The organism is Pseudomonas sp. UMAB-08 (assembly GCF_900095225.1).
Taxonomy (GTDB): Bacteria; Pseudomonadota; Gammaproteobacteria; order Pseudomonadales; family Pseudomonadaceae; genus Aquipseudomonas.
In genome coordinates, this window is sequence record NZ_LT607441.1 from 1 (window position 1) to 23,962 (window position 23,962).

Sequence of the window (23,962 nt, forward strand, 5' to 3'; positions counted from 1 at the left end):
CGTATGCGGTAGTTCCGCACGTACGGATCTGTGCGGGGGGCGGCAGGTAACTGCCGTCCCTACCGCGACCAGCAAGACTCGGTCTCACGCCAATTGACCCAGCAATTCATCAGCCAATGGCAGGCTGCGCATCCGGCGGATGAGATAACCGTGCGTGACCTGGCGATCAACCCTGTGCCGCATCTGGATTCAACCTTGCTCGGAGGCTGGATGAAAGCGGCCGAGCAACGCAATGAAATCGAGCAACAGGCCCTTGAGCGCTCTAATCAACTGACGGATGAACTGGTCGCATCTGATGTGTTGGTGCTGGCTGCGCCCATGTACAACTTTGCGATCCCCAGCACCCTCAAAGCCTGGCTCGACCATGTTTTGCGTGCCGGCGTGACCTTTAAATACGGCGAGACAGGTCCGCAGGGGCTGCTCACCGGCAAACGTGCCTACGTATTGACTGCTCGCGGCGGTATTTACGCAGGCAGCAGCCTTGATCATCAGGAACCCTACCTGCGTCAGGTGCTCGGTTTTGTCGGCATCCACGATGTCACGTTCATTCACGCCGAAGGCCTGAACATGGGCGGTGATTTCCTCGAGAAAGGCCTGAATCAGGCCAAAGCAAAACTCGCGCAGGTCGCCTGATCCCTGCGCTCCACCGACTTCCCTTGGCACCTTTTGCTCCTTGGGTGTACTGCCCGATCATCCTTGTGGTGATCGGGCTTTTATTTGCCTGTCCATCCGGCCCGAAAATCCATACCGCTGGGCTGCTGATACAGGCTTAGGCCAAACTCCGGCATCACCGCCAGCAAGTAATCGAAGATGTCGCCCTGAATCCGCTCGTAGTCGGCCCAGGCGGTGGTCCGGGTGAAGCAGTAGATTTCCAGGGGGATGCCCTGTGCGGTGGCCTGCATCTGCCGGACCATGCACGTCATGTCCGGCTGAGCACGCAGCTTCTGTTCGGCGGCAAGTCGCATTACCTCCTTGATAAGCTCGCCATAGACGGGGCGTTGTTTTTTGATACTCCCGGCACTTTTTCCCGCCTCTAAAGCAACAGCATTGAGGGTGATTGCTGTTCCAATCGGAACGCGGGAAGGTCTTCCTTCCACCAGCCGCTGCAACGCCTCGAAATACTGAAAAACGCTGTCTGAACGGGTACCGCCGTCTTTAGTCATTTTGTTGTTTGTCATATCACGCTCGAAATGTTTAATCAGCTCGCTTTCGCAACCAAGCGGTCGCGCATTTTTTCCAAGTCCTGGAGGTTTTGTGCATCCATACGATATTCAAAAGATCCGGGGTCAAGCGTTTCTAGATCCAAGCGCAGTACTTCAATTACGTATTCGAGCTTGCTAAGTTTTATTACTGACTCATTGCATCCATCACAAGTAGAGAAATCGGCATGTGCTCGCTTCTCGCATGGCAGAATCGAAAGGCACAACCCCACAGGCGTCGTTGTACAAGCAATCAATCCCTTCTTCTTTCGGACAAGCAGTTGATCAATAGTTTCCTCTAGGACGATCGCTTGTTTATCTTTGTCGTTTTGAATCCTCCGACCTTCAACTCCGTGCAGCTTTTCTTCGGAGTAGAGTATATCTCTGATATAAATAGCGTTGCTCGCATCAAGAGCAGCTTCTTTGAATTCAGCTACCATTTCAGGTGACCACTCGCTCATTTTCATGAGCCCGGCTGAACACCCTTTTTGGTAGTGCTCTGAGGTTTTTACTGACAAATGACCTAGCACCCTTTTGAGGGGGCCTATGCCCATAAGATCGTCTTCGGCGCAGTAGACTGTCATAGTGCGACGAAACTGATGTGTAGTGAAACTCCAAGGTTTACCGATCTGAAATTTCTTTTCGGAGCGCCAGTCACGGCTAGGGTCGATTAGCTCTAGGCAGAAAAGATCTTTTTCTTCGATGGGAATCGGAGGTAAGCGAGTTTCATATTTAAGAGAAATACATTTGTTGAATAAGACCGGCTCCTTTTGTTTTGTAATTGGAATATGAGACGGGGCAATAAAAAAATTTTTTATGCCTTTGTGCTCGTTTGGCAAGTAAGGGTGAATGATCTCATAGATTTCAACAAGGGTCTGAAGAGGAGTCTGAATATGCTCAGTTGTGATCCATCTGGTGTCAACGGCTCTCCCTGTCGCCTTGGTTGAAATGCCAACTACATAAACACCTTCTTCGCACCAGCCGGTCGCCATTTCAAGGCATTCATGCTCAAGCAATAATGCCTCGCCGCTGCGCATAAACGTCAAAATATGAACTAAAGCCTTAGCGCAATATTGCACCATCCCCAAAAAGTATGGGGTGAGCGAGACATCCAGAATTTTATATTTCCGGAATAAATGATCGAGGCCATGCATTCTGGCGGCTTCATCGAAGTCAGGCTCGCCTGCCGCATCTTGGCTAACCTCATTGCTCATCTTGAGCATGTACTGAGAATGTGAGCCTCTTGCGTAGAGGCGATTGCTCGCTGCTCTTTGGAGAAACTCAGTCAGCTGGGTGCGGTGCTGTTTGAAGTCTTCTAGAACTTCATGATAGTGACTCCAGCGTAAGTTCAAAATTCGAGGTGGGATTACTGGGTGTTGTTTTGTACTCTTATGCGACCTACCCCTGTAAACATTTTTCAGCGCCTTCATGAAAGCGTTTGGTATCAAAAACCAGTGGTTTGGGCACTTGGTGATATTGAATATCCTTATAATTTGCCACAAAACACTCGCGCGCGCATGGGCCATGCTTTCCAGCATAGGTTTGAATAGATCCGGTCTGTGTACAAGATCGCGGATCAGAATGTCATGATCATCTGCATATCTGCATAGGTATAATAGTGAGTAAAGCCCACCAAACTGGCTACTTGCACGAAGTGTCTTGGTAGCTCCTTTGTTAGAGAACATACGCATCAGAAAAAAAATCTGAACAAGAAGGATGTTTTCACTATTTGTATGTTTATTGCACTTCAATCCAGCAAAAGAATATGTAATGTTGTCGGTGATGACAAGTTTGAACTGGGTCATTTTCCAAATAAGATCACTTAGCTTAGACAGAGGCTGTCCGTGCTCATCTATCGATAGGATCAAGTCTTTAGATATATTGTCGAAAGACATCCCATAATAAACCTGAGGTTTGGCAACTTTCGGTTTCGTCAGTAATGGGGCTTCGTCCCTCATAATTGGAAATCGTGGGTTGGCCATTGCGGTGTCTTTTGTTGGTCTCATCGAATGGCTCCAATTTTAATAAAGCGTTCAAGGTATTTCGTCCAGTATTCCGTGAGTTCTCGCATTTCATAAACTCGCTTCCGGATGATTTCCGAGTCAGCTATAGCTGTTGGCTTAAGTTCGTGAATTCTGTTCAAAATTTTTTCGATGATTTCTAGCGCAGGCCGATGTATAAGGTTGAAATGATCAAGATCGTTACAGGTTCCTAGGAATTTCTTGATGACATATTCCATGCTGTAAAGTTTGTGAATACTCTCAGGCTCAGTTGTCACGCGGAATTCATTGCAAAAAAGGCATCCTCGACTGTTTTTGCAGTCTGGTTCATAGCCTGGCGGAATCAAAACTGCGCTTGTTGGTTTTGCGCCGCTGCATAAACCTGATGGGACTCTGACGCCCTCTGCACTATCGAGCATTTTGACTATTTTTCCAACGGCCTGAACTATTCGGTCTATGGCCTCTTTTTCTTCAATGTTTGTGTAGCTTACTCGCTGAGTATTATTTGAATGATGTAAAAGAGCAGCTGCAGTATCTTGATTGTAGTTTTTTACCAGCCATGAATCTTTATACGCTCTAAGCTTTTTATAGCTCAACATCGGAAATGCTGGGTCAACCATAGCTTGCATCTGCACGCAAAGATTTTTCAGCAAATTTTCATCAAGTTGACGGAACTCGGAGATCGTTCGGTAATCGAATCCTATAAATAATTTTTCGAATTGTTGCCCATTAAGAATGTGCTTGCGTAGTTCAATGAATTTTTTGAAATGCTTGACGAATGGCGCAGCCACGGTAAAGGTAATGGGCTGCACTCCGCCTCTCTGCTTGATGCTGATAATACGTGTACCTATGTTCCCCTTCGAAATCTCGTAAACGCCATTCCAAGGAGTGGATATGATGGTTGACTCATTCTCCCCGCTATTGAGCGCGAAAAGTGCTACGAAGCTGTCATGCGCTAACTTGTGCAGTCGAACCATTCTTTGGCAGTAAGGATCAGAGTTTCCCTCCGCGAGACGGTTAGCAGATTTATAAGCAAAGGATTGATGGTATTTATAATTTGCATTGGGAATCTCTTCGTAGACTTCAGACCAAAGCTTGCACTTTCCGGTTTTGTAGTCCATGTATCGGCTTATGTGCCCACCGCGAACTTTGTTCGTTACCACGCTATGGGTAAGGAATGGATAGGCTTCCGTAGTAAGAACTGCCAGTTCGTTGTCGATCTTTATAATATGCGGAAAAAGATGTTTTCTTAGAGTGAAATCAGCCAGTTCATTGAACACACTTGTGAAAACATTGACAAACCGCTTGACCGGAGCCTCTGGTGGCGGCTTTGTGGACGAAGTTTTATCCGCGATGGACTGAATTCGTTCGATGCCTGCACTAAAATCAATTTTTGATTTCGGAAAAAGGTACGAGCCACACTCTATCGCTACCGATTGAAGTTTCGCTTGTGTAACTTCCTTTCGGTTGCTTTCTTTGAGATATGTAGTGAATTCTTGTAATGCACACTGATAGCTTTCAGGTGACTCAAGGAAGCCTATGAGATCACTGTTGTTGCAAAAGTTGACAATCAACGCAAAGTCAGCAAGTTTTGAACCGGCTCCGGCAGCAGTCTTATCTGAACACGCCATGGTAATTACTTCACTTACCAAATTTTGTATAGGCTGCGCCCGCTCTGGTCTATGGAGTGAAACCTCCACAGTTTTTGGCAAGCGCACGCTTTTTTTACCTGTAAAGCACCAGGCACCAACGTCATGGTGTTTTCGATGCGCTGAGCGCACTACGATGTTCTCTAGAATATTGGACTTCAATAGGGCCTGGAGGTAAACCGAGGTACGCACACCATATTTTTTTGGCTGTTGTGTATCGATATGCAAATCAATGATTGAAATATTATCTAGGTCGCGCATGTTTAAATCTCGCAGTTGCACATGTCTATGATGTGCTGTTGGTACTCCTTATCTGCTTGGTAAATAATATCCTTATTTTGCTCGAAGTTGAGGTATCCTTGGGTTGTTTTTGAGTTGCTGTGATTCATGCGCTTGCGTACATAATCAATCAATTGCAAATAATTGATCTGCCCTCGGTTAAGCATTTCGCGTCGTTCCTCTACCAAATTCATCCCAAAGGTTGCACGAAGGTCGTGAAAACTAAAGTCCACGTCACACTCCAGCTCTTGCATTAGAGGTTTCAAGTATTTTGAAATGAAGCTACGTACATATGAGCCTTTTTCGTTGCTTTCAAACCTGCCTCTATCGCTTTTCGCAACATAGTAAGGGGTGCCAGTCTTGCTCAAAAATAAATACTGCGCGCCCTCAGGTTGCTCAGGGGCTAGTGCTGCTCGCTGTAAATAGCGATCGGAATTGATATAAATTCTCAACTTATGGTGTAACCATTTGGGCATCATTATGGTCTGAGGTTTGTCGTGCTTCGCGTCAACCAGCGAACCTCTCCCCGCGCGCACTGGTACAAGATCGAAGCTATTAGATTCGCCTGGTTGAATTGATGAAATTCGAAGCGTTAATATGGTTTGAATGCGCATCCCTGTCACCAAGGCAATCGTGAAGATCAAGAGCATTTCGGGATGCCCGGTTTTTAATAAGGCTTCGAGTAGTGCCAGCTGTTCTTTCTTGCTGAGCGGTATCAGCTTTCCACCGTCAATAATGTACTCGCCCGTGGAGTTGGGTCGGGTCGCAGGGAAAGTCAAATCCGTGTGCGTAATGTACTTTGTGCGTTCGTATCCAAAAGCATCTTCATACTGTATCGTGGACTTCTTGGTTTTCCATGGGGGCTGTTCAGGAGTGAAGTTTCTATTCTCCATCAAGTCCTTATAGAACGTTATCATTGTCCGTATTTTTGCGTTTGCAGTTGCTTCGGAGATCAAAAGCTTTTTTGTTGGTAGATTGAATTTCTCTTTGTAGATGTAAGTTGGTCGCTCGAAGCGATACCCGCTAAAGTCCAGAAAGTGCCGGCCTTCACTAGCTAGCGTGCTCATGAAGTCTGCCAGATGTCCCGCCATGGCTAGCAGGGTTTCTGGGTCTTTTGAATCATCATCAAGAGCCAGGCGCAACAGGAAAAGTGTTCCCTCCTTCCATATCGAGCCATCAGGACTAAGAATGACAGGCTGGGATCGTAGAACTTGAACCGTATGATCAATGCAAGTCACAGGATAAAGAGTTCCGCCATGCTCACTCGGTTGAACCCAGCCTCGCGCCTCAGACTCGTCGCAACGTTTGAATAGGTCAACGTTGAACAGTTTTTGTGCTCTGAATACTGTTGCGATATTTGTGTTATCGCTCTGGCTAACTTTTTCAGTGGCAGCAGGGGGCTTCAAAAGCATTAGCACTTTTCCAAAATTTGGCAAAAAGGATTTCTCGGCTGGTTTTCATCAGCTGTCTTGAAATACAACTTGTGTTAGTGGAGAGCAAGAATTGAAAGTGGGTGGGTCTCGGTCTTTTTTATTGGCCCCTTTGTCCGTTAGTTGTGTCCATAGTATTCAACTCACCAGCCGCTGTCGCGCCGTCCCGACGAGTGGTAGTTGTTTTTATCATATATTGATGGGCGACTTTTTTTGGTGGGTGCGGATTTTTCCCACGAAATTACTTATTTATTTTCGAGTTTGGTTATTAAATTACAAGGAATACAGGGATCCCGGAGTAATGAGAGTTGACGGGTTTGTCATATATTGATTTTGGTTTGCGGCGGTGAAAACTGACGTATTTCGGAATCGACGGCGTCTCAAGCTTGCATGTTTCGTTCTGAATTAGAATAGGATCTGTCAACGCCCGCACAATCAGGCCCGGTGACGAAAGGGTCTATTGTAGTGGTCAACTAATTCCGACACGACGCTCAGTTTTTGCTCGGCCTGAGCTGGGGCCAGCCCATTGTAGAATTGGTGCGGTCGAATCCAGTTGTATCGATACATCAGGTAATGACTGATGTTTCGGTGCGCTTCTTGTGCCGTCATATGGCCCACGGTCGGTATCCATTCAGTTTTCAAGCTGCGAAATACGCGCACCATCGGCACATTATCCCAACAGTCTCCACGACGACTCACGCTTTGACGCATTCATTCGGTAACGCCTGAACCGTTGGCGAAACTGGCGACTGACATATTGCGCGGCCTGATCCGCGTGAAACAGCAGTCCTTGAGGCCTGTCACGCTAAACATAAGCCCTGTCCAACACCTTGATCACCACCTCGGCATCTGGCTTGTTGGGCAGCGCCCAAGCCCACAATTCGGCCCACGAAAGATCCAGAACGACAGCCAGGTAATGCCATTTCCCTTAAGACCAGATGTCTACATATACACAGAGGGGGAGATTGAAGGGAGGGTAGGCGGGGATCGTCAAGCGGTTAGGAATAGGGGGTAATTGCGAATCGAGCGTTGTGTTGACGTCGGTGTCCATGGAGGAGCTGGACTCGAAGTGGGATTGGGAGAACAGGGTGGTAGATTCCTAGGTATCGCACTCCTCGGCTGTCCATTTTCGTTGTGAGGTCACACGATGCGTGTTTTGGGCAAAGGTCACACGTAATTCTGCACTTTGACCGTGTGCAGAGTGATGTCTACCACGTCACCGTCGGCACCGACTTGCGGCATTTCGATCCAGTCGCCGACCCGCAGCATGTCGTTGCTGGTCAACTGCACGCTGGCGACGAATGACAGCAGGGTGTCTTTGTAGACCAACAGAATCACTGCCGACATTGCGCCCAGGCCCGACAACAGCAGCAGCGGCGACCGGTCTATCAGGGTCGCGACGATAATGATTGCGCCAAAGATGTACAGAATCATCTTCGCCAGTTGTACGTAGCCTTTGATCGAGCGGGTGCGGGCGTGAGCGGTGCGGGCGTAGATATCCAGCAGAGCATTCAGCAGGGCGCCCAGAGCCAGCACCTGGAACAGGATGGTGAACGCCAGCGCCACATTCCCGAGGAAGTGGTTGCTGGTCTTGCTCAGTTCCGGCACCAGGTTCAGCCCGAACTGGATGACCAGAGAAGGCACCATCTGCGCTAACCGGTGAAAAAGCTTGTTGTGCAGTAAATCGACAACCCAGTGCATGGCCGGTTGTCGGCCCAGCAATTTGGCCATGTGCAGGATGACGAAACGCGCTACTCGGCCCAACGTCAGCGCGACAACCAACAGCAGCACCAACCCCAAACCAGCGTGTAATGCAGGGTGTTGATCGAGCATGCCCCAGAGTTCCTGGGTGCGTAGCCATACCGTTTGAATGTCCATGGATGCGAGTGATAGTCCTGTCATTAGGGTCAGCAATTAGAACATTCCTGCCCCCTAATCGTCCGTCGTGTGCAAATCGAGTAACAAAAAACTCACCTTTTACTAAAGAAATAGCCCTTATGTCGTAAAGAAACTCGGCCTCGGCGCTCGAAACCGTTAGGCTATGCGACTGTTTTTTTGTTTTTCGTCGAGGTAGCACCCGTGTTTTCCCAATTCGCCCTGCACGAACGCCTGCTTAAAGCCGTGGCCGAGCTTAAATTTGTCGAGCCTACGCCTGTGCAAGCAGCAGCCATCCCGCTGGCGCTGGAAGGGCATGACCTGCGGGTGACTGCCCAAACCGGCAGCGGCAAAACTGCGGCTTTCGTGCTGCCAATCCTCAATCGCCTGATGGGCCCGTCCAAGGTTCGCGTCGACATTCGCGCAGTGATTCTGCTGCCGACCCGCGAACTGGCGCAGCAGACCCTCAAGGAAGTCGAGCGGTTCTCCCAGTTCACGTTCATCAAATCCGGCCTGATCACTGGCGGTGAGGACTTCAAGGTCCAGGCCGCCATGTTGCGCAAGGTTCCGGACATCCTGATCGGCACCCCTGGGCGCCTGCTGGAGCAACTCAATGCCGGTAACCTGGACCTGTCGCAGGTCGAAGTGCTGGTGCTTGATGAAGCCGACCGCATGCTCGACATGGGCTTTGCCGAAGACGTCGAACGTCTGGCCGGCGAGTGCAAGAATCGCGAGCAAACCCTGCTGTTCTCGGCAACCACCGGCGGTGCCGGCCTGCGCGAAATGATCAGCAAGATCCTGACGGATCCACAGCACCTGCAAGTCAACAGCGTGAGTGAGCTGGCTGCGGGTACGCGTCAGCAGATCATCACTGCCGACCACAACAGCCATAAAGAGAAGATCGTCCATTGGCTGCTGGCCAACGAGACGTATCAAAAAGCTATTATCTTCACCAACACCCGCGCCATGGCCGACCGTCTTTATGGTCGTTTAGTCGCGCTGGAGTACAAGGCATTTGTTCTGCACGGCGACAAGGACCAGAAAGATCGCAAGCTGGCCATCGACCGTCTGAAGCAGGGCGGCGTGAAGATCCTGGTAGCCACTGATGTGGCGGCCCGTGGTCTGGACGTTGAAGGTCTGGACATGGTGATCAACTTCGATATGCCACGCAGCGGCGATGACTACGTCCACCGTATTGGCCGTACTGGCCGTGCCGGTGGCGAAGGCCTGGCAATTTCGTTGATCTGCCATGGCGACTGGAACTTGATGTCCAGCGTCGAGCGCTATTTGAAGCAGAGCTTCGAGCGTCGTGTGATCAAGGAAGTCAAAGGCACCTACGGCGGGCCGAAAAAGGTCAAGGCGTCGGGCAAGGCTGTCGGCGTGAAGAAGAAAAAGACCGGCGACAAGAAAACCGACAAGAAAGGCAGCGCCAAGGCGCCGACCAAACGCAAGATAACCAATCGGCCAAAAACCGACGCGTTGTCGTTGGTCAGTGCAGACGGCAAGGCTCCGTTGAAAAAACGCAAGCCAGAAGCGCCTGCTGCTGAATAAGCCGTAAGCGATTCAAAAAAAGCCTGGCGTCCCCCGTGACGCTGGGCTTTTTTTTGCGCGACAGTTCAGCCATCTGCCTTCTGCGCGGCGCGGTCCAGATCCTTGATTCGCTGATCGATCAACTGGCATTTGTCTGGCAAGTCCTTGCTGGCGGTGTCCAGGTTCATGTCTTTAATCTCCTGATTTATCTCCTTGGCCCTCATCGGATTTTTCTGGGTGATTTTCTGTACTTCCTGGGCCAGTTGCTCACGCTTGGCCGTGGCTTCTTCCGGGGTACATGGCGGTCAGTAAGGTCAGGGCGGTGGTGATGCTCAGCAGGGTTTTCATGGTCTGTCTCTTTGCGATGGGCTTACTTTACTGAGGGTGGGGCCCGGCAAAAGTTCTGCGCCTGACGGACGCTGAACGACCACTGCGAGAACCTGTCACAACCTATGAGTGCCAATCCCGATGGCGGGAGGCCACGGACATTACCCATGCTGGCTGGAGGTTGGATCATGACGCAATACAACTGGGACCTTATCGAACGCCTGCTTCACGAAGTGCAGAATAGCGCAGACAAAAGTTTTGCCCCGCGTGCTTACGCTGAAGACCAGGCGGCTGCTCAGGCGGCTGATGGCGAGCCCACCGGCAATCTGGATCATCTCAAAACGTTGGCTGCGGACTATGAAGCGTTGCTGCTCAAGCGCGGATTTATCGAGACTCGTCCTGAAGAGCAAGGTGGCAATGGCGAAAATTTTGTCCTGACCCCGCGCGGCGCGAGCTTGTTGGCGCTACTTGATAGCAGCATTCCGGGCAGTGAGCATCCGCGCCAGATACTCGACGAACAGGCCGATGCGTTGGACCCCGACACCTTTGATCAAGTCGCTGCCAAGGCTCAGATTGCTTGAATGAGTAGGGCGCGCTGAGCCATTAGCAGGCAACACGACGTGTCCCGGCCGCGCCCTCAGAAAAACGAGCGCACGGCCTTGAGGGTGAACATCCCTTCGCACTGGGCGTTATGCCCCGTGTAAGCACTGCAACTGTTGCCGCTCAGGCTTGAGTCGCTGTAAGTCAGGTTGAGGTCGACCCCAAACCAGGGGCGCGAGACATTCAGCGACCAGTCATTGAAGGCGCTCACCGCACTGCCGTCGCTGATCATTTGCGGTGTATCGAACTGGTGATTGGCGTACTGCACCCGGAGGCCAAGACCCAGTGGCTGAAGCGTGCCCAAGTCAACGAACAAGGTGCTGTTGCGGTTCCCGGGGTCGTTGCTGAGTGCGGCGCCAAAGCGGCTGCCCAGCACGGTCAGCCCAGCGTAGAACTGGTGGCTGTCGGTCTGGCTGGCGTCCGGGTAAGTGTAGCGGATCATCCCCAGTTCATAGCCCAGGGTTTTGTCGAAGGGTTTCTTGAAGCCCAGGTACGAATCGACTTCCAGGGCAGCGCTGGAGGTGGCGCCCACGCTGGGTGACCATTGCCCCGCGTACCAGCCACTGTCGTGGGTCAGGTCCAGCCCGCCATGGAACGAACCGACACCCGTAGGCTGCACCAAACCTTGCGCCATGCTACGTGCCGGTGTGCTACCGAGCTTGAGGTCGAAGTCGCCGAGGTCGCGCTCCAGCAGTTGCGCGGAGGCCGACTGGCAGACCAGCAAGGCACTGAGCGCCAGCGCTCGATAGGTGTACGTGGACATGCTTCACTCCTGAAGAAGGCGACGGAGTGTCAGGGGTGACGTTGGCGCGCCTCTGGATTTGCGCGCAGGATCACGCAGAACCCGCGAAATAGAGCCTTGCAAGGATACCGGTGAAATGTGGGAGGTGCGGACCGTTCGTCGATCCGGTCGAATTGCCGAGGGGGTTAGAGCACCGGAGTGATCAAGCCGTTGGCGACATGGAGGGCTTGCTCGAACGACGGGTAACCGCTCTTGGCGACATCCAGGTCGGCATAGTTGGCGCGGTACTGTTCGGCTTTTTTGGCGTCGCTGCTGGCCAGTTGCTGGGCGAGCAGGGCGATTGCCAGTGGATGATTACGCTTGGCTGCCAGTTCGAGCAGGTCAATGGCTTCAGCGTTATCGCTGTTCGCACGTATCAACAGGACAGCCTGATAAAACTCGGCTTCACCGCTTCTGTCCTGACTGGCAGCACGCTCAAGCAATGCCTTGGCCAGTTCGATATTGTCGCTACCGCCTGCGCTGATCATCAGCTTGGCCTGGAGCATGTCGTTCTGATAGAGCAGATGCGTTGAGCGACAGAGGGCGTCGCCGGACGGTTCGTCGTAGCGGGTTGAGGTGTCGCAACGATGTGATGCACAACCACCCAGGCAAAGCAGTGCGCAGAAAAACATCCATTTGTTCATTGTGGATTCCGCGAAAGGAACTGACCGTCAAGTCATCATCCTGCCTGTCCCGCTACGGCTGTGCAACGTAGCTGTGTCAAAGGGCCAGGTAACGCTCGAGAAAAAGATCATGCAACGAAGGATCGATAGCCCTAGCGCCTTGAAAAACAAAGCGCATAGAGATCGACAATTGGGGCGGGGGTATTACTTCTTGCCGAGGGTGATTTGCTTGGACGGGCCGAAAGTCTGGCCGCTGACGCCTTTAGCAATCTCCTGAATCTGACCGCCAGATTTCAGGAACGTAGCAATCTGTGCATTGATCGAGTCGCTGGTCTCAACGGCCGGAGCTGCCTTTGGTTTCGAGTTGGATGCTTTTACGCGCATGGCTTCCATTAACCTATGTAAAATTCAATACGGCCAGCAATTGTATATGAAATGCTTGACAATTGCTTGGTAAATATAGCCCTGAAACGCATAGGGGTTGGGCCTCTCCTGCCGGACAGGCCGTCACGGTATTGGGTCGCAACTGACTGTTTTAACTGAGAAGTTATTTCAGGCGCGGATTCTTCTGGAATAGCGCTGGGGGCCAGGGCCTCTATTGATCTGACGAGCGGAGCGGCTGGGCGCTCAGCGTCATGAGCAAATCTTTGATTTTTATAGCCTTTCTGATCGGTCTCGCGCCTCGTCGGCGGGAGCCGCGAACACAATGGCAAACTCGGGTAGAATGCCGCCCACGCAATGAGGGTATTTGGAAATGGCTTTAGTCGGGCGCTACAACAGCTTGCAAGTGGTAAAACACACTAACTTTGGTTTGTATCTGGACGGCGCTCAGGACGGCGAAATTTTGCTGCCCAATCGCTATATCCCGAAAGATATTCCCAGTGAAGATGAGGACTGGCTCAATGTCTTCGTTTACCTGGACAGTGACGACAAGCTGATTGCCACCACTGAGAAACCAAAGGTCCAGGTCGGTGAGTTCGCCAGCTTGAAAGTCCTTGAAGTGAACAGCATTGGTATTTTCCTTGATTGGGGCCTGTCCAAGGATCTGTTGCTGCCTTACTCCGAAGAAAAGCATTCGTTGCAGGCCGGCGATTATTGCGTGGTCCACGTTTATCTGGACAAACACACGCGCCGGATCACCGCCACCGCCCGGCTGGATCGCTACCTGGATAAGACGCCTGCCGATTATAAGGTCGGACAGGAAGTCAATTTGCTGGTGGCTGAAGCGACGGACATGGGCTTCAAGGCCATTATCAACAACAAGCATTGGGGCCTGATTCACAAGAACGAAGTGTTCAAATTCTTGCGCCCGGGCAAAGAAGAGAAAGGCTTCATCAAAGAAATTCGCGCCGACGGCAATATCAGCCTGAGCCTGCAGCCTGTGGGTGAGGAAGCGGCCAGCAGTCTGAACTCGAAGATCCTCACCAAGTTGCGGGAAAACAACGGCGTGTTGCCGGTCAGCGACAAGAGCGATCCGCAAGTGATCAGCGGCTTGTTCGGGGTCAGCAAAGGTAACTTCAAAAAAGCGATTGGTGCGCTGTACAAGCAGGGCCAGATCGTGATTCACGCGGACCGCATCGAGCTGGTCTGAAGGCTCGGTCTTTCCGAACGCAGTGCCGACAGGCCAGGGTGTGGCCCCGCAGTGCGTTCGATCCGCGGCCCGTTTAAGGAAAAAGCCCACGCAGCCGGCTCAATCTCACAGGGATGTCTCATGGGAAAATACCTCACGGCCTATATCAGCGCCCTTCTGGTGTTCGTTGTGTGCGACGGGATCTGGCTTGGCCTGTTGATGGGGCCTACCTACCAGGCATGGCTAGGGCCGTTAATGCTGAAGCAACCGTTGTGGGGGCCGGCCGTGACCTTCTACATGCTGTATGGCGTGGGGATCGTGGTGTTCGGCGTCATGCCGGGCCTGCGGCGGGGGAGGCTGGCGCAGGCAGCAGGACGTAGCGCGTTGCTCGGGTTGATTGCCTACGGTACGTATGACTTGACCAACTGGGCGACGCTGCAAGGCTGGCCGACGCAAATGGCGCTGGTTGATCTGGCGTGGGGCACCGTGGTGTCGGGCCTGGCGGGGGCAGGAAGTTTCCTGTGGACGCGCAGGTTTGCGTGAGCCTGGGGATGTGATGTCCCCAGGACAGCCTATCTGCTTTGGCAGGAAGCCTATTTCTGCACGAATGACGCGAACGGCACATTGGCACCCGCTGGGCGAACATCCTTGAGGAACGAGTCCTTGTCGGCGCTCAGTTCCAGGCTGAGGCTCGCGTTGCGTTTGTCCTTGTTGCGGACCACCAGACCTTCCATATGATCGCGCAGATACACCGTTGGCACTTTCAAATGCAGCAGTTCATCGGTGCTTGGCGTGTGCAGTAGCAAGTGCACCCACTCGTATTGACCGATCTTCAGGCGGCTCATGGGCAGGTCAAACCACCAGATGTTCTTGTTGGTGTTCAGCACCGTGAAATGAGTGTTGTTGACACCGAGCACGGCACCGCCGAGTTCCTGGTTCCTACGAGCGATGGCCAGCTTTTTATCGAGTTTCATAACGTTCCTGTGGATCTGTGTGTACAGCGCGGTGGCCTTGGCCACCACAGCCTGACTGCGTCGCGCATTCTCGGGGGTTGTTGCGCAAACTTAAAGTTAAACCTGCATTACCCGGTGAAATCGCCGGGTTTTAGAGGATTGAGTCTGCGACGAACGGAAAGACCGACCGGGAAAATATTTGAAACTCTGCGCGACGAAGGTGGGTCAATCCTTATGTCGAGGTTATGACGCTTATTTTCCTACTCTGGAGAAACACCATGAGCAGTACTGGCGATAAAATCAAAGGCATGACCAACGAAGCAGTGGGTAACGTCAAGCAAGGCATTGGCAAAGCCACTGACAACTCGAAACTCAGGTCTGAAGGCAAGGCCCAGGAAATCAAAGGTAAAACCCAGGAAGCCGTAGGCAAAGCAAAGGATGCGGTGAAAAAGGGTATCGATAAAATCTGAGTGTGTAAGCGGGTTTGAAGTGAATCACAACGGTCATCTTTTGATGGCCGTTGTTCTATCTGGTCATGCTGTTTACAGGGCGTGAGTAACGGGCCGAATAACCGGGAAAGGATTGAGACCTCTTTAGCATCGCCAATTGGGCTACCTTAAGGTAGAACGCCTGCCTGTGGACAGACAGGCTGAGCAGTTGAAGCGCCCACCTATCGATCAACGAAGTCGGCTTGAGTTGTAGGGTAAGGAGATACGATGATTTTTCCGGAGTTGCGCCAGCTTCCATTGGGTAAGGTGATGGTGCATACCGTCAACGAATTCATTAATGACGAAATGTCGACCTATGCGTCGGCATTGGCGTACCAAATGCTGTTTTCGCTTTTTCCGTTTCTGTTGTTTCTCATCGCCCTGATCGGCTTTCTGCACCTGCCGGACTTTTTTTCCTGGCTGCGCCTGCAGTCGGAACTGGTGTTGCCGCCACAGGCGCTTGAGCAGGTCAATCCAGTGATTGATCAGTTGCAGCAATCCAAGGGCGGGTTGCTGTCGGTCGGTATCGTTATCGCGTTATGGACCGCTTCAGCGGGTGTGCGCTTGATGATGAGCGCCATGAATGCTGCCTACGATGTGGTGGAAGGGCGGCCAATCTGGAAGCGTTTCCCTCTGTCGATTCTCTACACCGTGGGCATTGCCGGGATGTTGCTGGCCGCTGCGGCGTTCATGGTCACCGGACCGCAAGTGATGAACTGGCTGGCCGGGCAGATCGGCATGGAAGACTTTATCGTCACCTTGTGGACCGTCCTGCGTTGGCCCTTGATCATTATGTTGTTGATGGTGGCGGTGGCATTGATTTACTACGTCATGCCGGATGTGGAGCAGAAGTTTCGCTTCATTACTCCCGGTTCGGTCCTGGCCGTGGTGGTTTGGATCGTTGCTTCACTGGGCTTCGGTTATTACGTAAAAACATTTGCCGATTACAATGCCATGTACGGCAGCATCGGCGCGATCATTGTGCTGCTGCTGTATTTCTATATTTCGGCGGCGGTACTGTTGCTCGGTGCGGAAATGAATGCGGTGATCGAACACATGTCCACCGAGGGCAAGAATCCGGGGGACAAAGTATTCAAGAGCGGTAGCAATCAGCTTGATGACAAACATCACGTCTCCGGGCTCGGGCGTGATCACTCCATCCCCATGCCTGTGAAGGCTGACGAATCCTGAGCATGATGTGGCACGATTGTGCCCTTGGCTGACCTATAAGGCTTTTTATGATTCGAGAAATTCTGAAAATGGGCGACGAGCGCTTGCTGCGAATCGCGCCCCCGGTACCTGAAGCCCTGTTCGGTACGCCCGAACTTGAAGCCCTTATTGCAGACATGTTCGAGACCATGGACAGCGTCGGCGGGGTCGGTCTGGCGGCACCGCAAATTGGTATCGATCTGCAATTGGTGATCTTCGGTTTCGAGCACAGCGAGCGTTACCCTGAAGCGGATGCCGTGCCGCAAACCATTCTGCTCAATCCGTTGATCACACCCCTCAGCCCATTCCTGGAAGAGGACTGGGAAGGGTGTCTGTCAGTACCGGGTTTACGCGGCGCGGTGGAGCGTTACGAGCATATTCGTTACGAAGGCTTCGACCCGGACGGCAACCCGATTCAGCGCATTGCTCATGGCTTTCATGCCCGAGTGGTGCAGCATGAATGCGATCACCTGATCGGCCGGTTGTACCCCTCGCGGATCAGCGACTTCAGTAAGTTTGGTTACACTGAAGTGCTGTTTCCTGACATGGACCCCGACGCTGACGAGTGAGTCTGCGGGGCGGCGAATGTTTAGTGGGCGATCTGGACCGGCTTGATGAAGCGCAGAGTCATTCGGTCCGACTCGCCAATCGCCAGGTACCTGGCCCGGTCCTGCTCCCCCAATCTCAAGGACGGTGGCAAGGTCCATACCCCTTGCGGATAGTCCTTGGTATCCACGGGGTTGGCGTTGATTTCGCTTTCGTCCGCCAGGGTGAACCCGGCGTCGGTGGCCAGCTTGACCACATACGCAATGGGCAGATAGCCACTCTGTTTGATAGCCTCCAGTGAGGCCCCTTCTTTGGCCCGATGATCGACCACACCCAAGGTGCCACCTGGTTTCAGTACCTGGTAAAACGCCTTGAACATTGCTGGCGCGTCGTCAGCCATGACCCAGTTATGCACATTACGGAACGTTAGCACGGTGTCCGCAGACGCCGGTTTGCCGAAGATCGGTGCTTGCGGGTCGTACTCAATGATCTGCGCCTTGCCGTAGCGCGCCGGATCGGCGGCAAACTTCTGTTTCAGGCTGTCGGCGGCCTTGCGGTAATAATCGCCGCTGGCGGGTGTCTGTACAGCTGCAATGTAATGACCTTCGTCCTTGAGCAACGGCGCCAGTAGCTCGCTGTACCAGCCGTTGCCGGGGGTAATTTCAATCAGGGTCTGATTGGGGCGTAAACCGAAGAATTGCAGGGTTTGTTGCGGATGACGGTATTGATCCCTCGCGCGATTTTCCGGTGATCGCCATGCTCCCGATAACACCCTGGAAAACTGCTCTGCCGTGACGGTGGAAGCAAGGGCCGGCGGCGTTACAGGGTGTGTGGTTGCAGGCTTTTCGGCGGCCTGGACCAGAGCGGTCCCGAGCAGGGTGGCGAGGGAGCAAGCGATAAGCTGACGTTTCATTACCAGTCCTTGTTGTCCAGGCCCGACTCGAGCCCCTTCAGTTCGGAGGCTACCACGCAGATTTACCCTCGCAACCACACATTTTGCGCACGCCACTGAACTAAAGGTTCTATGGGCAGAGGTCTGATCGGGTCATCGCTATCAGGGCTTTGGTGCGCGTGTAGCGTTCGAACCGATCCGACAACGGTTCTGGCAAGACCGACACCGCTTCGAACCCTGCGCGCTGATAAAAGCCCAACAAATCCGGATGGCAAAACAACCAGACCGGTCCATGAGTGTGCGTCAGGGCCTCGCCGAGCAAGCGACTGGCAATGGCTTGGCCACGCAATAAGGGGGCGACAAACAATCCGGTCAACCAATGCCCATTGGCGACCGGCGTCAGGCACATTGCACCGATGATTTCAGCCTGTTTCGCCACCCACAGTTGCGCGTCTTTACCCGCACGCATCGGTGACTTGTGTGCTCGATAGAACTTGTCCAGCAGCGGTCTGGACAGCTCGGACAGCACGTAGAACTGAGTGGCGGACATGAGGCTCGATAGCGCGGCGGCAGCAAATCAAAGAAGGCCTACTCTATAAAGACGGCCTTACGGGCAGCGCATCATAGCGCGCGGCAATCGGTACCAGTGTGGCAACCGATTAGGTGTATAACTGAGGCCAGATCACTCACAGTGGAGAGCGCATCATGAGCAAAGGCATGGAATCAAAGAAAGCCGCGAAGAAGAAACCGGCTAAAACCCTCGATGAAAAACGCGCTGATAAAAAAGCCAAAAAATCCGATGCCGGTGCTTTTGGTCATTGATCCAACCCTACGGAGCCTTCTCAGGCTCCGTTTTTATGTGCGACTCTTCCCGAGAGTCGATTTCCCCGTCGATGTCCTCAACCAGACGCTCAGCCATTAGGTCGCGTCGCACCCGGCTCATGGTGACTCGGTGCGAAGCGCTCGCACAAGGGCTGGATGATGTGCGTAAATCCAACCCATGCGTGCGACAACGAGGCACAAATGGGCAGGACAGGACTGCATTTAGAAACCGACAGGCTGATTATCCGCGAGTTGACGGCCGAGGATGTGCCCGCGCTCGCGTTGATTTTGGGTGACGCACAGGTTATGCGGCATTCGGTCAGGGGCGTGTTGAGCGAGAAAGCGACGCGTGAGTTCGTGGCCGGGTGCATCTTTTCATATCAGGCCAATGACTTCGGTCCGTGGGCGGTGGTCGAGAAGTGTTCGTCGGCGTTTGTCGGGTTCTGCGGTCTGAATGCCGAACCCGTGGAAGGTGCCGAGGAAGTGGAAATCGGCTATCGGCTGGGCCGTGCTTTCTGGGGCAGAGGTTTGGCGACTGAGGCGGCCATGGCCACTCTGACTTACGCGTTCGAAACGCTGAGCATTGATTCGGTGATCGCGATTGTCGAGCCGGAAAATATCGCGTCGGTGAATGTGATTGAGAAGCTAGGCTTCAACACGTTCATCCACAGCCAATACCATCGGCGCGGGGTCAAAATCTATCGGATGACGCTGCCGGACTGGAGCTCACCCAGTGCTGTTGCCAAGAGGGCGACATGACGAAATACCGCACATCGTTTCCGCAGACGGCATGCAATGTGATCCTTGGGTTACTGGTCCTTGTGTTGCTGGGCGGTCCGCGCAGCGCGCTGGCTGTGCAGGGCAATGACGCCGCCTTGGTATTCGTTCAGCAGCGCCACTTGGGTGACAGCCTGGCCTGGCTCGGTTATCAGGTCGCCTCGCGCACTGTGACCTTTGCAACCCTCGTGCAAAAGGTGGGCAAGACCCAGGCGCAAACCACGGTCCAGGATGCGTTACAGCATCTTCAGCCGCGTTATCAGGAACAGTGGAACAGCAACATGGCCGCTGCTTATGCGGAGTCCTTCACCCCTGAAGAATTGCGCGAGCTGAATGAAGGAAGCCCCCCCTCTGTACTGGCCAATAAATTCCGCGCCAAACAGAAGGATGTCGGGATGAGCATGAAAGCAAAGTCTGACGAATTGCTTAACACCTTCGTCTCCAAAGCACTGCTTGATGCACAGGACACTGTCAGTCATTAACGTTCAGGCCATCATGCGCAGGCAAACTGTCGGTGAGCCGTGGTGGTCGGACCTTTTCTTTTTATCTGTTCAATAGCAGGGGAAATCATGGACCCATTCATGCAGGCGGCGATTGAAGAGGCTCAACTGGGGTTGGCCGAGGGCGGGATTCCGATTGGTTCGGTGATTGTGCACAAGGGGCAGATCATTGGCCGTGGGCACAATCGGCGAGTGCAGGAGGGCAGTGCGATCAAGCACGGCGAGATGGACGCGTTCGAAAACGCGGGTCGTTTGCCGGCGCGTACGTATAAGGAGTCAGTGCTTTACACCACGTTGTCGCCGTGTGCGATGTGCAGCGGCGCGATCCTGCTGTATGGCATTCAAAAAATCGTGGTGGGCGAAAATCAGACGTTCATGGGGGAGGAAGCACTGTTGCGCTCCAGGGGCGTGGAGGTCGACGTGGTCCAGGATCACACCTGCATCGAGTTGATGCGCGGCTTTATCGCCAGCAAGCCTGAGCTGTGGAACGAAGACATCGGCGAGTAAGCCTGCCATGCATTGAACCGGCGTGCCCTTGGCGAGAGGGCAGGCTGTCGATCACTTCAGTTGCAGGGTCGAGTTGAACTGACTGATAGCGTCGACCACATGCCGTGCGCCTTGCTGAATCTCCAGAATGACCGCCCCGGCTTCGTTGGCCAATTCGACGCCGACGCCGGTCCGGCTCAAGCTGGATTGCATGCTGGTCACTGCGTTACGGGCCAGTTCATTGTTTTGCCGCACCACATCGACAATCTCCAGTGTGGCCTTGCTGGTACGCGCCGCCAGGCTCCGGACTTCATCGGCGACCACGGCGAAGCCTCGGCCATGTTCCCCTGCGCGAGCGGCTTCGATGGCGGCGTTGAGCGCCAACAGGTTGGTCTGATCAGCAATGCCGCGGATGGTCTGGACGATGCTGCCGATGATTTCCGATTGGGTGTTGACCGCATCGAGGCTGCGTGCGGCTTCGCTCAAGTCGCTGGAGATTTCCTCGATGACCTGTACGGTCTGTTGCACGACCGCCGAACCTTTTTGCGCGCAGGCGTCGGTTTGCACGGACGTGTCGTGAGCTGTTTTTGCCGCCGACTGCTGCACGCTGACTTGCGCGGTAATATCGCTGGCAAACTTGACCACTTTATAAAGACGGCCCTTGGCGTCGAACAACGGGTTATAAGACGCTTCGAGGAAAACCGTGCGCCCCTGTTTATCCACCCGCTCGAATCGATGGGAATGAAATTCCCCTCGGTTTAATGACGCCCAAAATGCTTTATACCCAGGGGAATCAGTTTCCTCGCGTTTGCAAAAGAGACTGTGGTGCTGCCCGACAACTTCATTAAGTTGATAATGCATGCTGTTCAGGAAGTTTTCATTGGCGGTAATTATTTTACCGTCTGGCGTAAACTCGATCATCGCCATGGAACGGCTGATCGCATTGATCATGCTCTGATTTTGCCGTTCTTTGTGCATGGCCGCGCTGACATCGGAAGCCACTTTTATCACGCTTGTGACGTGTTTATTGGCGCCGATGACGGGCATGTAGCTGGCCTCCAGCCAGACCTCACGACCTGTCTTGTCCAGGCGTAGAAACGTTTCGCTAAGAGGCTCGCCACGCCCGAGTTCACGCCACATTTTGGCGTAGGTTTCGCTGCTGTAAAATTCTTTTTCGCAGAAAATACGGTGATGTTTGCCGCGAATTTCCTCGGCGCGATAGCCCATGGTTTTACAGAAATTCTCATTGGCATCGATGATGATGCCGTCCGGCGAAAACTCGATCATGGCCATGGAACGGCTAATGGCGGCCATTTTGGCGTTTGCGCTGTCTAACGCGGCAGTGGATATTTCAAGCTCGGCTTTATCCGCTTTCCGTTGAGAATTGAACATGTTGCTGTCACCCAAGGTAATAGTCGCTTAATAAGGTGATATTAAAATCACCTGTTTATTGTGTTGTGACGTATCAAATGGCCCGTTGTTGGCCTGAATTGAAGGGGCAGCAGGTATTTTTAGAGGGTACTTAAAAGGCGGTATATGGCATAACGAGAACGCTGTCAGAGCGCTGATTTGGCGGTCAATGCTGTACGTGTCCTAAACAACTGCATCAACTGTGTATAAGGCTATTGCGTCAGTCCGTGTCAGCATTGTTCAGAGCATAGGCAGATAAATAAATATATGCAAACGAGTGTTGTGACTATCCGAAAGAGTGTGTTTTCGCTGATAGATCCGCGCTCACCTGCCGTATTGGTCCCGGCACAGGGTTATTTTGTTCAATAAGTGAGACCACTCAGCCTTTACCTTCGTTTGGCTATCTCTCAAACGCCGCAAAAAAATGAAGGTACTCAATGAGCATGCTTATTTCCATGGCCGCGTTCGCGTTGGCGTCTTCGATTTCGCCGGGGCCAGTGAACATCGTGGCCTTGAGCTCCGGCGCGCAGTTTGGCTTTCGTGCCAGTCTGCCGCATGTGAGTGGTGCGACGGTGGGCTTCACGGTGTTGCTGTTGATGATCGGGTTAGGGTTGCATGAATTGGCGAACCATTGGCCGCTCCTGACCCGGGTCATCCAGTGGGCGGGCGTGGCTTTCCTGTTGTTCCTGGCGTACAAGCTGGCGGTCGATAACGGCACGTTGAGCGCCGGGAAGCAGGTCAAAGGTCCGTCATTTTTATACGGGGCCGCGATGCAGTGGCTCAACCCCAAGGCGTGGCTGGCATCGCTGGCAGGCATGGGCGCGTATGCGGCCAATGGCGCAGACCTGTTGATCTGGCAATTTGCGGGGGTGTACTTCGTGGTTTGCTACGGCTCGATTGCCTGCTGGGCTTATGCGGGCACCTGCCTGCGCAGTTATTTACAGGTGCCGGCGCGGGTTCGCGTGTTTAATCGTGCGATGGCATTGTTGTTGGCTGGCAGCGCCGTGTATCTGCTGGTCGCTTGACGCCCGTCAGCCTCGGTACTGGCGTGGCGTGGCGGCATGGAAGCGCTTGAATGCCCGCTGAAAATGCGCCTGATCTGCAAAGCCCGCCTCAAGGGCAACATCCGCAATCCGATGACCCCGCTTGAGCTGTGCGCGGCCGAATTGCAGGCGGCGGTTAATCAGGTACGCATGGGGTGTCATGCCGTAGTGCTGCTTGAACGCGCGGATCAGGTAGGACGCCGACAAATCAGCCGACGCGCAGATCTCTTCCAGGCTCAATGATCGCGTGCAGTGCTCGCTGATGAAGTCCGCGGCACGTTTGAGTTTTAAGTTGGCATCTTTGGTCAAGGCCGGAGCGGGGTTGAGCGTCTGCTGTACATGGGTGAAAAACTCGATAGCGGCAGTGTGCTTATGCAACGTATCGGTTTGGGTGTCGGTGAGCACCGCGTACAGGCGATTGAGCGCCCTATACAGCGCGGGCTCCGTGCTCATGATCGCCGAAAACGCTCTGAAGTCCTGATTTTCGCTAAAACCCAGTTCATGCTGAAGGCGCGTCAGCCAGGCAACATCCACGTACATCATTCGATAAGACCACGGATGATCATCCAGTGGATTGCAGGCATGAACATCGTCCGGGTTCATGAGCACTACCACACCGGCTCCGATGCGTTCCTGCGAGCGTCCGTTCAGGTAGGTGCTGTGCCCGCCTGTAACCGCGCCGATGGAAAAAGTTTCGTGGGCGTGTCGGTCATAGCAGATCTGCCGCCCATCCTGAATCGACCGGGCTTCGATGAATGGCAGGTGTTCATCACGCCAGAACTGCGGACCTATGGCCTCTTGTTCGGCTGCTTTTTCCATTATGGCCACCGCTCCTTCACCTCGGGCTGACAGAATCATAATCCGTGCCGATCACTGTAACCGCATTCAGTCAGCTCGGCGCGTGGCAGAAACGCTTTGCCACTGGAATGTGAGCTGTCCATTGGCGCAGACTATTTTTGTTACACACTGATTC

The 23,962-nt window shown here is 53.2% G+C and carries 23 protein-coding genes and 4 pseudogenes; 12 read left to right on the forward strand and 15 right to left on the reverse strand.

Going from position 1 to position 23,962, the window contains the following annotated elements; all coding sequences use genetic code 11:
• Positions 1 to 30: 30 nt before the first annotated feature.
• Positions 31 to 633, forward strand: a complete 603-nt coding sequence (locus K0F75_RS24890; protein ID WP_219064624.1) for an FMN-dependent NADH-azoreductase — start codon at positions 31 to 33, stop codon at positions 631 to 633.
• 80 nt (positions 634 to 713) lie between these two features.
• On the opposite strand, the pseudogene K0F75_RS26390 reads toward K0F75_RS24890, so the two are convergent.
• From K0F75_RS26390 to K0F75_RS24920, 6 genes and pseudogenes are all read right to left on the reverse strand, one after another.
• Positions 714 to 929 (reverse strand): annotated as a pseudogene (locus K0F75_RS26390) (mechanosensitive ion channel family protein); the annotation flags it as partial.
• 269 nt (positions 930 to 1,198) lie between these two features.
• Positions 1,199 to 3,205 (reverse strand): hypothetical protein, encoded by a 2,007-nt coding sequence (locus K0F75_RS24900; protein WP_219064625.1) that lies wholly within the window; start codon positions 3,203 to 3,205, stop codon positions 1,199 to 1,201.
• Complete coding sequence (locus tag K0F75_RS24905) at positions 3,202 to 5,109, reverse strand: hypothetical protein (RefSeq protein WP_219064626.1); 1,908 nt, start codon at positions 5,107 to 5,109, stop codon at positions 3,202 to 3,204. The genes K0F75_RS24900 and K0F75_RS24905 overlap by 4 nt, the downstream gene beginning before the upstream one ends.
• Before the next feature lie 2 nt (positions 5,110 to 5,111).
• Entirely contained in the window at positions 5,112 to 6,539 is a 1,428-nt protein-coding gene (locus tag K0F75_RS24910) for a site-specific integrase (RefSeq protein ID WP_219064627.1), read from the reverse strand.
• A gap of 453 nt (positions 6,540 to 6,992) precedes the next feature.
• Positions 6,993 to 7,485: pseudogene (locus tag K0F75_RS24915) on the reverse strand (DDE-type integrase/transposase/recombinase); the annotation flags it as partial.
• Positions 7,486 to 7,730: 245 nt separating this feature from the next.
• Positions 7,731 to 8,435 (reverse strand): annotated as a pseudogene (locus K0F75_RS24920) (mechanosensitive ion channel domain-containing protein); the annotation flags it as partial.
• 201 nt (positions 8,436 to 8,636) lie between these two features.
• On the opposite strand from K0F75_RS24920, the gene K0F75_RS24925 reads away from it, so the two are divergent.
• Positions 8,637 to 9,983 (forward strand): DEAD/DEAH box helicase, encoded by a 1,347-nt coding sequence (locus K0F75_RS24925; protein ID WP_219064628.1) that lies wholly within the window; start codon positions 8,637 to 8,639, stop codon positions 9,981 to 9,983.
• A 65-nt stretch (positions 9,984 to 10,048) separates the two neighbouring features.
• Here K0F75_RS24925 and K0F75_RS24930 read toward each other — a convergent pair.
• Positions 10,049 to 10,310 (reverse strand): annotated as a pseudogene (locus K0F75_RS24930) (hypothetical protein).
• 167 nt (positions 10,311 to 10,477) lie between these two features.
• Here K0F75_RS24930 and K0F75_RS24935 point away from each other — a divergent pair.
• Complete coding sequence (locus K0F75_RS24935) at positions 10,478 to 10,870, forward strand: transcriptional regulator (RefSeq protein WP_219064629.1); 393 nt, start codon at positions 10,478 to 10,480, stop codon at positions 10,868 to 10,870.
• Positions 10,871 to 10,926: 56 nt separating this feature from the next.
• On the opposite strand, the gene K0F75_RS24940 is transcribed toward K0F75_RS24935, so the two are convergent.
• The 3 genes from K0F75_RS24940 to K0F75_RS24950 all read right to left on the reverse strand — a co-directional run bounded on the left by K0F75_RS24940 (position 10,927) and on the right by K0F75_RS24950 (position 12,686).
• Complete coding sequence (locus tag K0F75_RS24940) at positions 10,927 to 11,652, reverse strand: TorF family putative porin (protein ID WP_219064630.1); 726 nt, start codon at positions 11,650 to 11,652, stop codon at positions 10,927 to 10,929.
• A 164-nt stretch (positions 11,653 to 11,816) separates the two neighbouring features.
• A complete protein-coding gene (locus K0F75_RS24945) occupies positions 11,817 to 12,314 on the reverse strand; it encodes a hypothetical protein (RefSeq protein WP_219064631.1) in 498 nt (165 codons plus the stop codon).
• 183 nt (positions 12,315 to 12,497) lie between these two features.
• The gene (locus K0F75_RS24950; protein ID WP_219064632.1) at positions 12,498 to 12,686 is read right to left on the reverse strand and encodes a hypothetical protein; all 189 of its coding nucleotides are present in this window, start codon (positions 12,684 to 12,686) and stop codon (positions 12,498 to 12,500) included.
• A gap of 361 nt (positions 12,687 to 13,047) precedes the next feature.
• Between K0F75_RS24950 and K0F75_RS24955 the strand changes: the two genes are divergently transcribed.
• Together K0F75_RS24955 and K0F75_RS24960 are read left to right on the forward strand one after the other, a co-directional pair.
• The gene (locus K0F75_RS24955) at positions 13,048 to 13,884 is read left to right on the forward strand and encodes a S1 RNA-binding domain-containing protein (RefSeq protein ID WP_219064633.1); all 837 of its coding nucleotides are present in this window, start codon (positions 13,048 to 13,050) and stop codon (positions 13,882 to 13,884) included.
• A 120-nt stretch (positions 13,885 to 14,004) separates the two neighbouring features.
• Positions 14,005 to 14,406: a DUF2177 family protein gene (locus K0F75_RS24960; protein WP_219064634.1), complete on the forward strand. Its 402-nt coding sequence runs from the start codon at positions 14,005 to 14,007 to the stop codon at positions 14,404 to 14,406.
• A 50-nt stretch (positions 14,407 to 14,456) separates the two neighbouring features.
• Here the strand turns inward: K0F75_RS24960 and K0F75_RS24965 are convergent, their stop codons facing one another.
• Positions 14,457 to 14,837, reverse strand: coding sequence for a hypothetical protein (locus K0F75_RS24965; RefSeq protein ID WP_219064635.1), 381 nt, complete (start codon positions 14,835 to 14,837; stop codon positions 14,457 to 14,459).
• 257 nt (positions 14,838 to 15,094) lie between these two features.
• Between K0F75_RS24965 and K0F75_RS24970 the strand changes: the two genes are divergently transcribed.
• The 3 genes from K0F75_RS24970 to def all read left to right on the forward strand — a co-directional run bounded on the left by K0F75_RS24970 (position 15,095) and on the right by def (position 17,082).
• Positions 15,095 to 15,286: a CsbD family protein gene (locus tag K0F75_RS24970; RefSeq protein ID WP_219064636.1), complete on the forward strand. Its 192-nt coding sequence runs from the start codon at positions 15,095 to 15,097 to the stop codon at positions 15,284 to 15,286.
• Between the two features lie 246 nt (positions 15,287 to 15,532).
• Positions 15,533 to 16,495: a YihY/virulence factor BrkB family protein gene (locus tag K0F75_RS24975; RefSeq protein ID WP_219064637.1), complete on the forward strand. Its 963-nt coding sequence runs from the start codon at positions 15,533 to 15,535 to the stop codon at positions 16,493 to 16,495.
• Between the two features lie 47 nt (positions 16,496 to 16,542).
• Complete coding sequence (gene def, locus K0F75_RS24980) at positions 16,543 to 17,082, forward strand: peptide deformylase (protein WP_219064638.1); 540 nt, start codon at positions 16,543 to 16,545, stop codon at positions 17,080 to 17,082.
• Between the two features lie 20 nt (positions 17,083 to 17,102).
• On the opposite strand, the gene K0F75_RS24985 is transcribed toward def, so the two are convergent.
• Positions 17,103 to 17,972, reverse strand: a complete 870-nt coding sequence (locus K0F75_RS24985; RefSeq protein WP_219064639.1) for a class I SAM-dependent methyltransferase — start codon at positions 17,970 to 17,972, stop codon at positions 17,103 to 17,105.
• Between the two features lie 109 nt (positions 17,973 to 18,081).
• Positions 18,082 to 18,501 (reverse strand): GNAT family N-acetyltransferase, encoded by a 420-nt coding sequence (locus K0F75_RS24990; RefSeq protein ID WP_219064640.1) that lies wholly within the window; start codon positions 18,499 to 18,501, stop codon positions 18,082 to 18,084.
• Positions 18,502 to 18,974: 473 nt separating this feature from the next.
• On the opposite strand from K0F75_RS24990, the gene K0F75_RS24995 reads away from it, so the two are divergent.
• The 3 genes from K0F75_RS24995 (at position 18,975) to K0F75_RS25005 (ending at position 20,557) form a co-directional block, all read left to right on the forward strand.
• A complete protein-coding gene (locus tag K0F75_RS24995; RefSeq protein WP_219064641.1) occupies positions 18,975 to 19,532 on the forward strand; it encodes a GNAT family N-acetyltransferase in 558 nt (185 codons plus the stop codon).
• Positions 19,529 to 20,032: a hypothetical protein gene (locus tag K0F75_RS25000; RefSeq protein WP_219064642.1), complete on the forward strand. Its 504-nt coding sequence runs from the start codon at positions 19,529 to 19,531 to the stop codon at positions 20,030 to 20,032. Before K0F75_RS24995 ends, K0F75_RS25000 begins: the two co-directional genes overlap by 4 nt.
• A gap of 87 nt (positions 20,033 to 20,119) precedes the next feature.
• Positions 20,120 to 20,557: a nucleoside deaminase gene (locus K0F75_RS25005; protein ID WP_219064643.1), complete on the forward strand. Its 438-nt coding sequence runs from the start codon at positions 20,120 to 20,122 to the stop codon at positions 20,555 to 20,557.
• Between the two features lie 51 nt (positions 20,558 to 20,608).
• Here the strand turns inward: K0F75_RS25005 and K0F75_RS25010 are convergent, their stop codons facing one another.
• Positions 20,609 to 21,928, reverse strand: a complete 1,320-nt coding sequence (locus K0F75_RS25010) for a PAS domain-containing methyl-accepting chemotaxis protein (protein WP_219064644.1) — start codon at positions 21,926 to 21,928, stop codon at positions 20,609 to 20,611.
• Positions 21,929 to 22,383: 455 nt separating this feature from the next.
• On the opposite strand from K0F75_RS25010, the gene K0F75_RS25015 reads away from it, so the two are divergent.
• On the forward strand, positions 22,384 to 22,971 hold the full coding sequence (locus tag K0F75_RS25015) for a LysE family translocator (protein ID WP_219064645.1): 588 nt from the start codon (positions 22,384 to 22,386) through the stop codon (positions 22,969 to 22,971).
• A gap of 6 nt (positions 22,972 to 22,977) precedes the next feature.
• Here the strand turns inward: K0F75_RS25015 and K0F75_RS25020 are convergent, their stop codons facing one another.
• Positions 22,978 to 23,808 (reverse strand): AraC family transcriptional regulator, encoded by an 831-nt coding sequence (locus K0F75_RS25020; RefSeq protein WP_219064646.1) that lies wholly within the window; start codon positions 23,806 to 23,808, stop codon positions 22,978 to 22,980.
• Between the last annotated feature and the right edge of the window lie 154 nt (positions 23,809 to 23,962).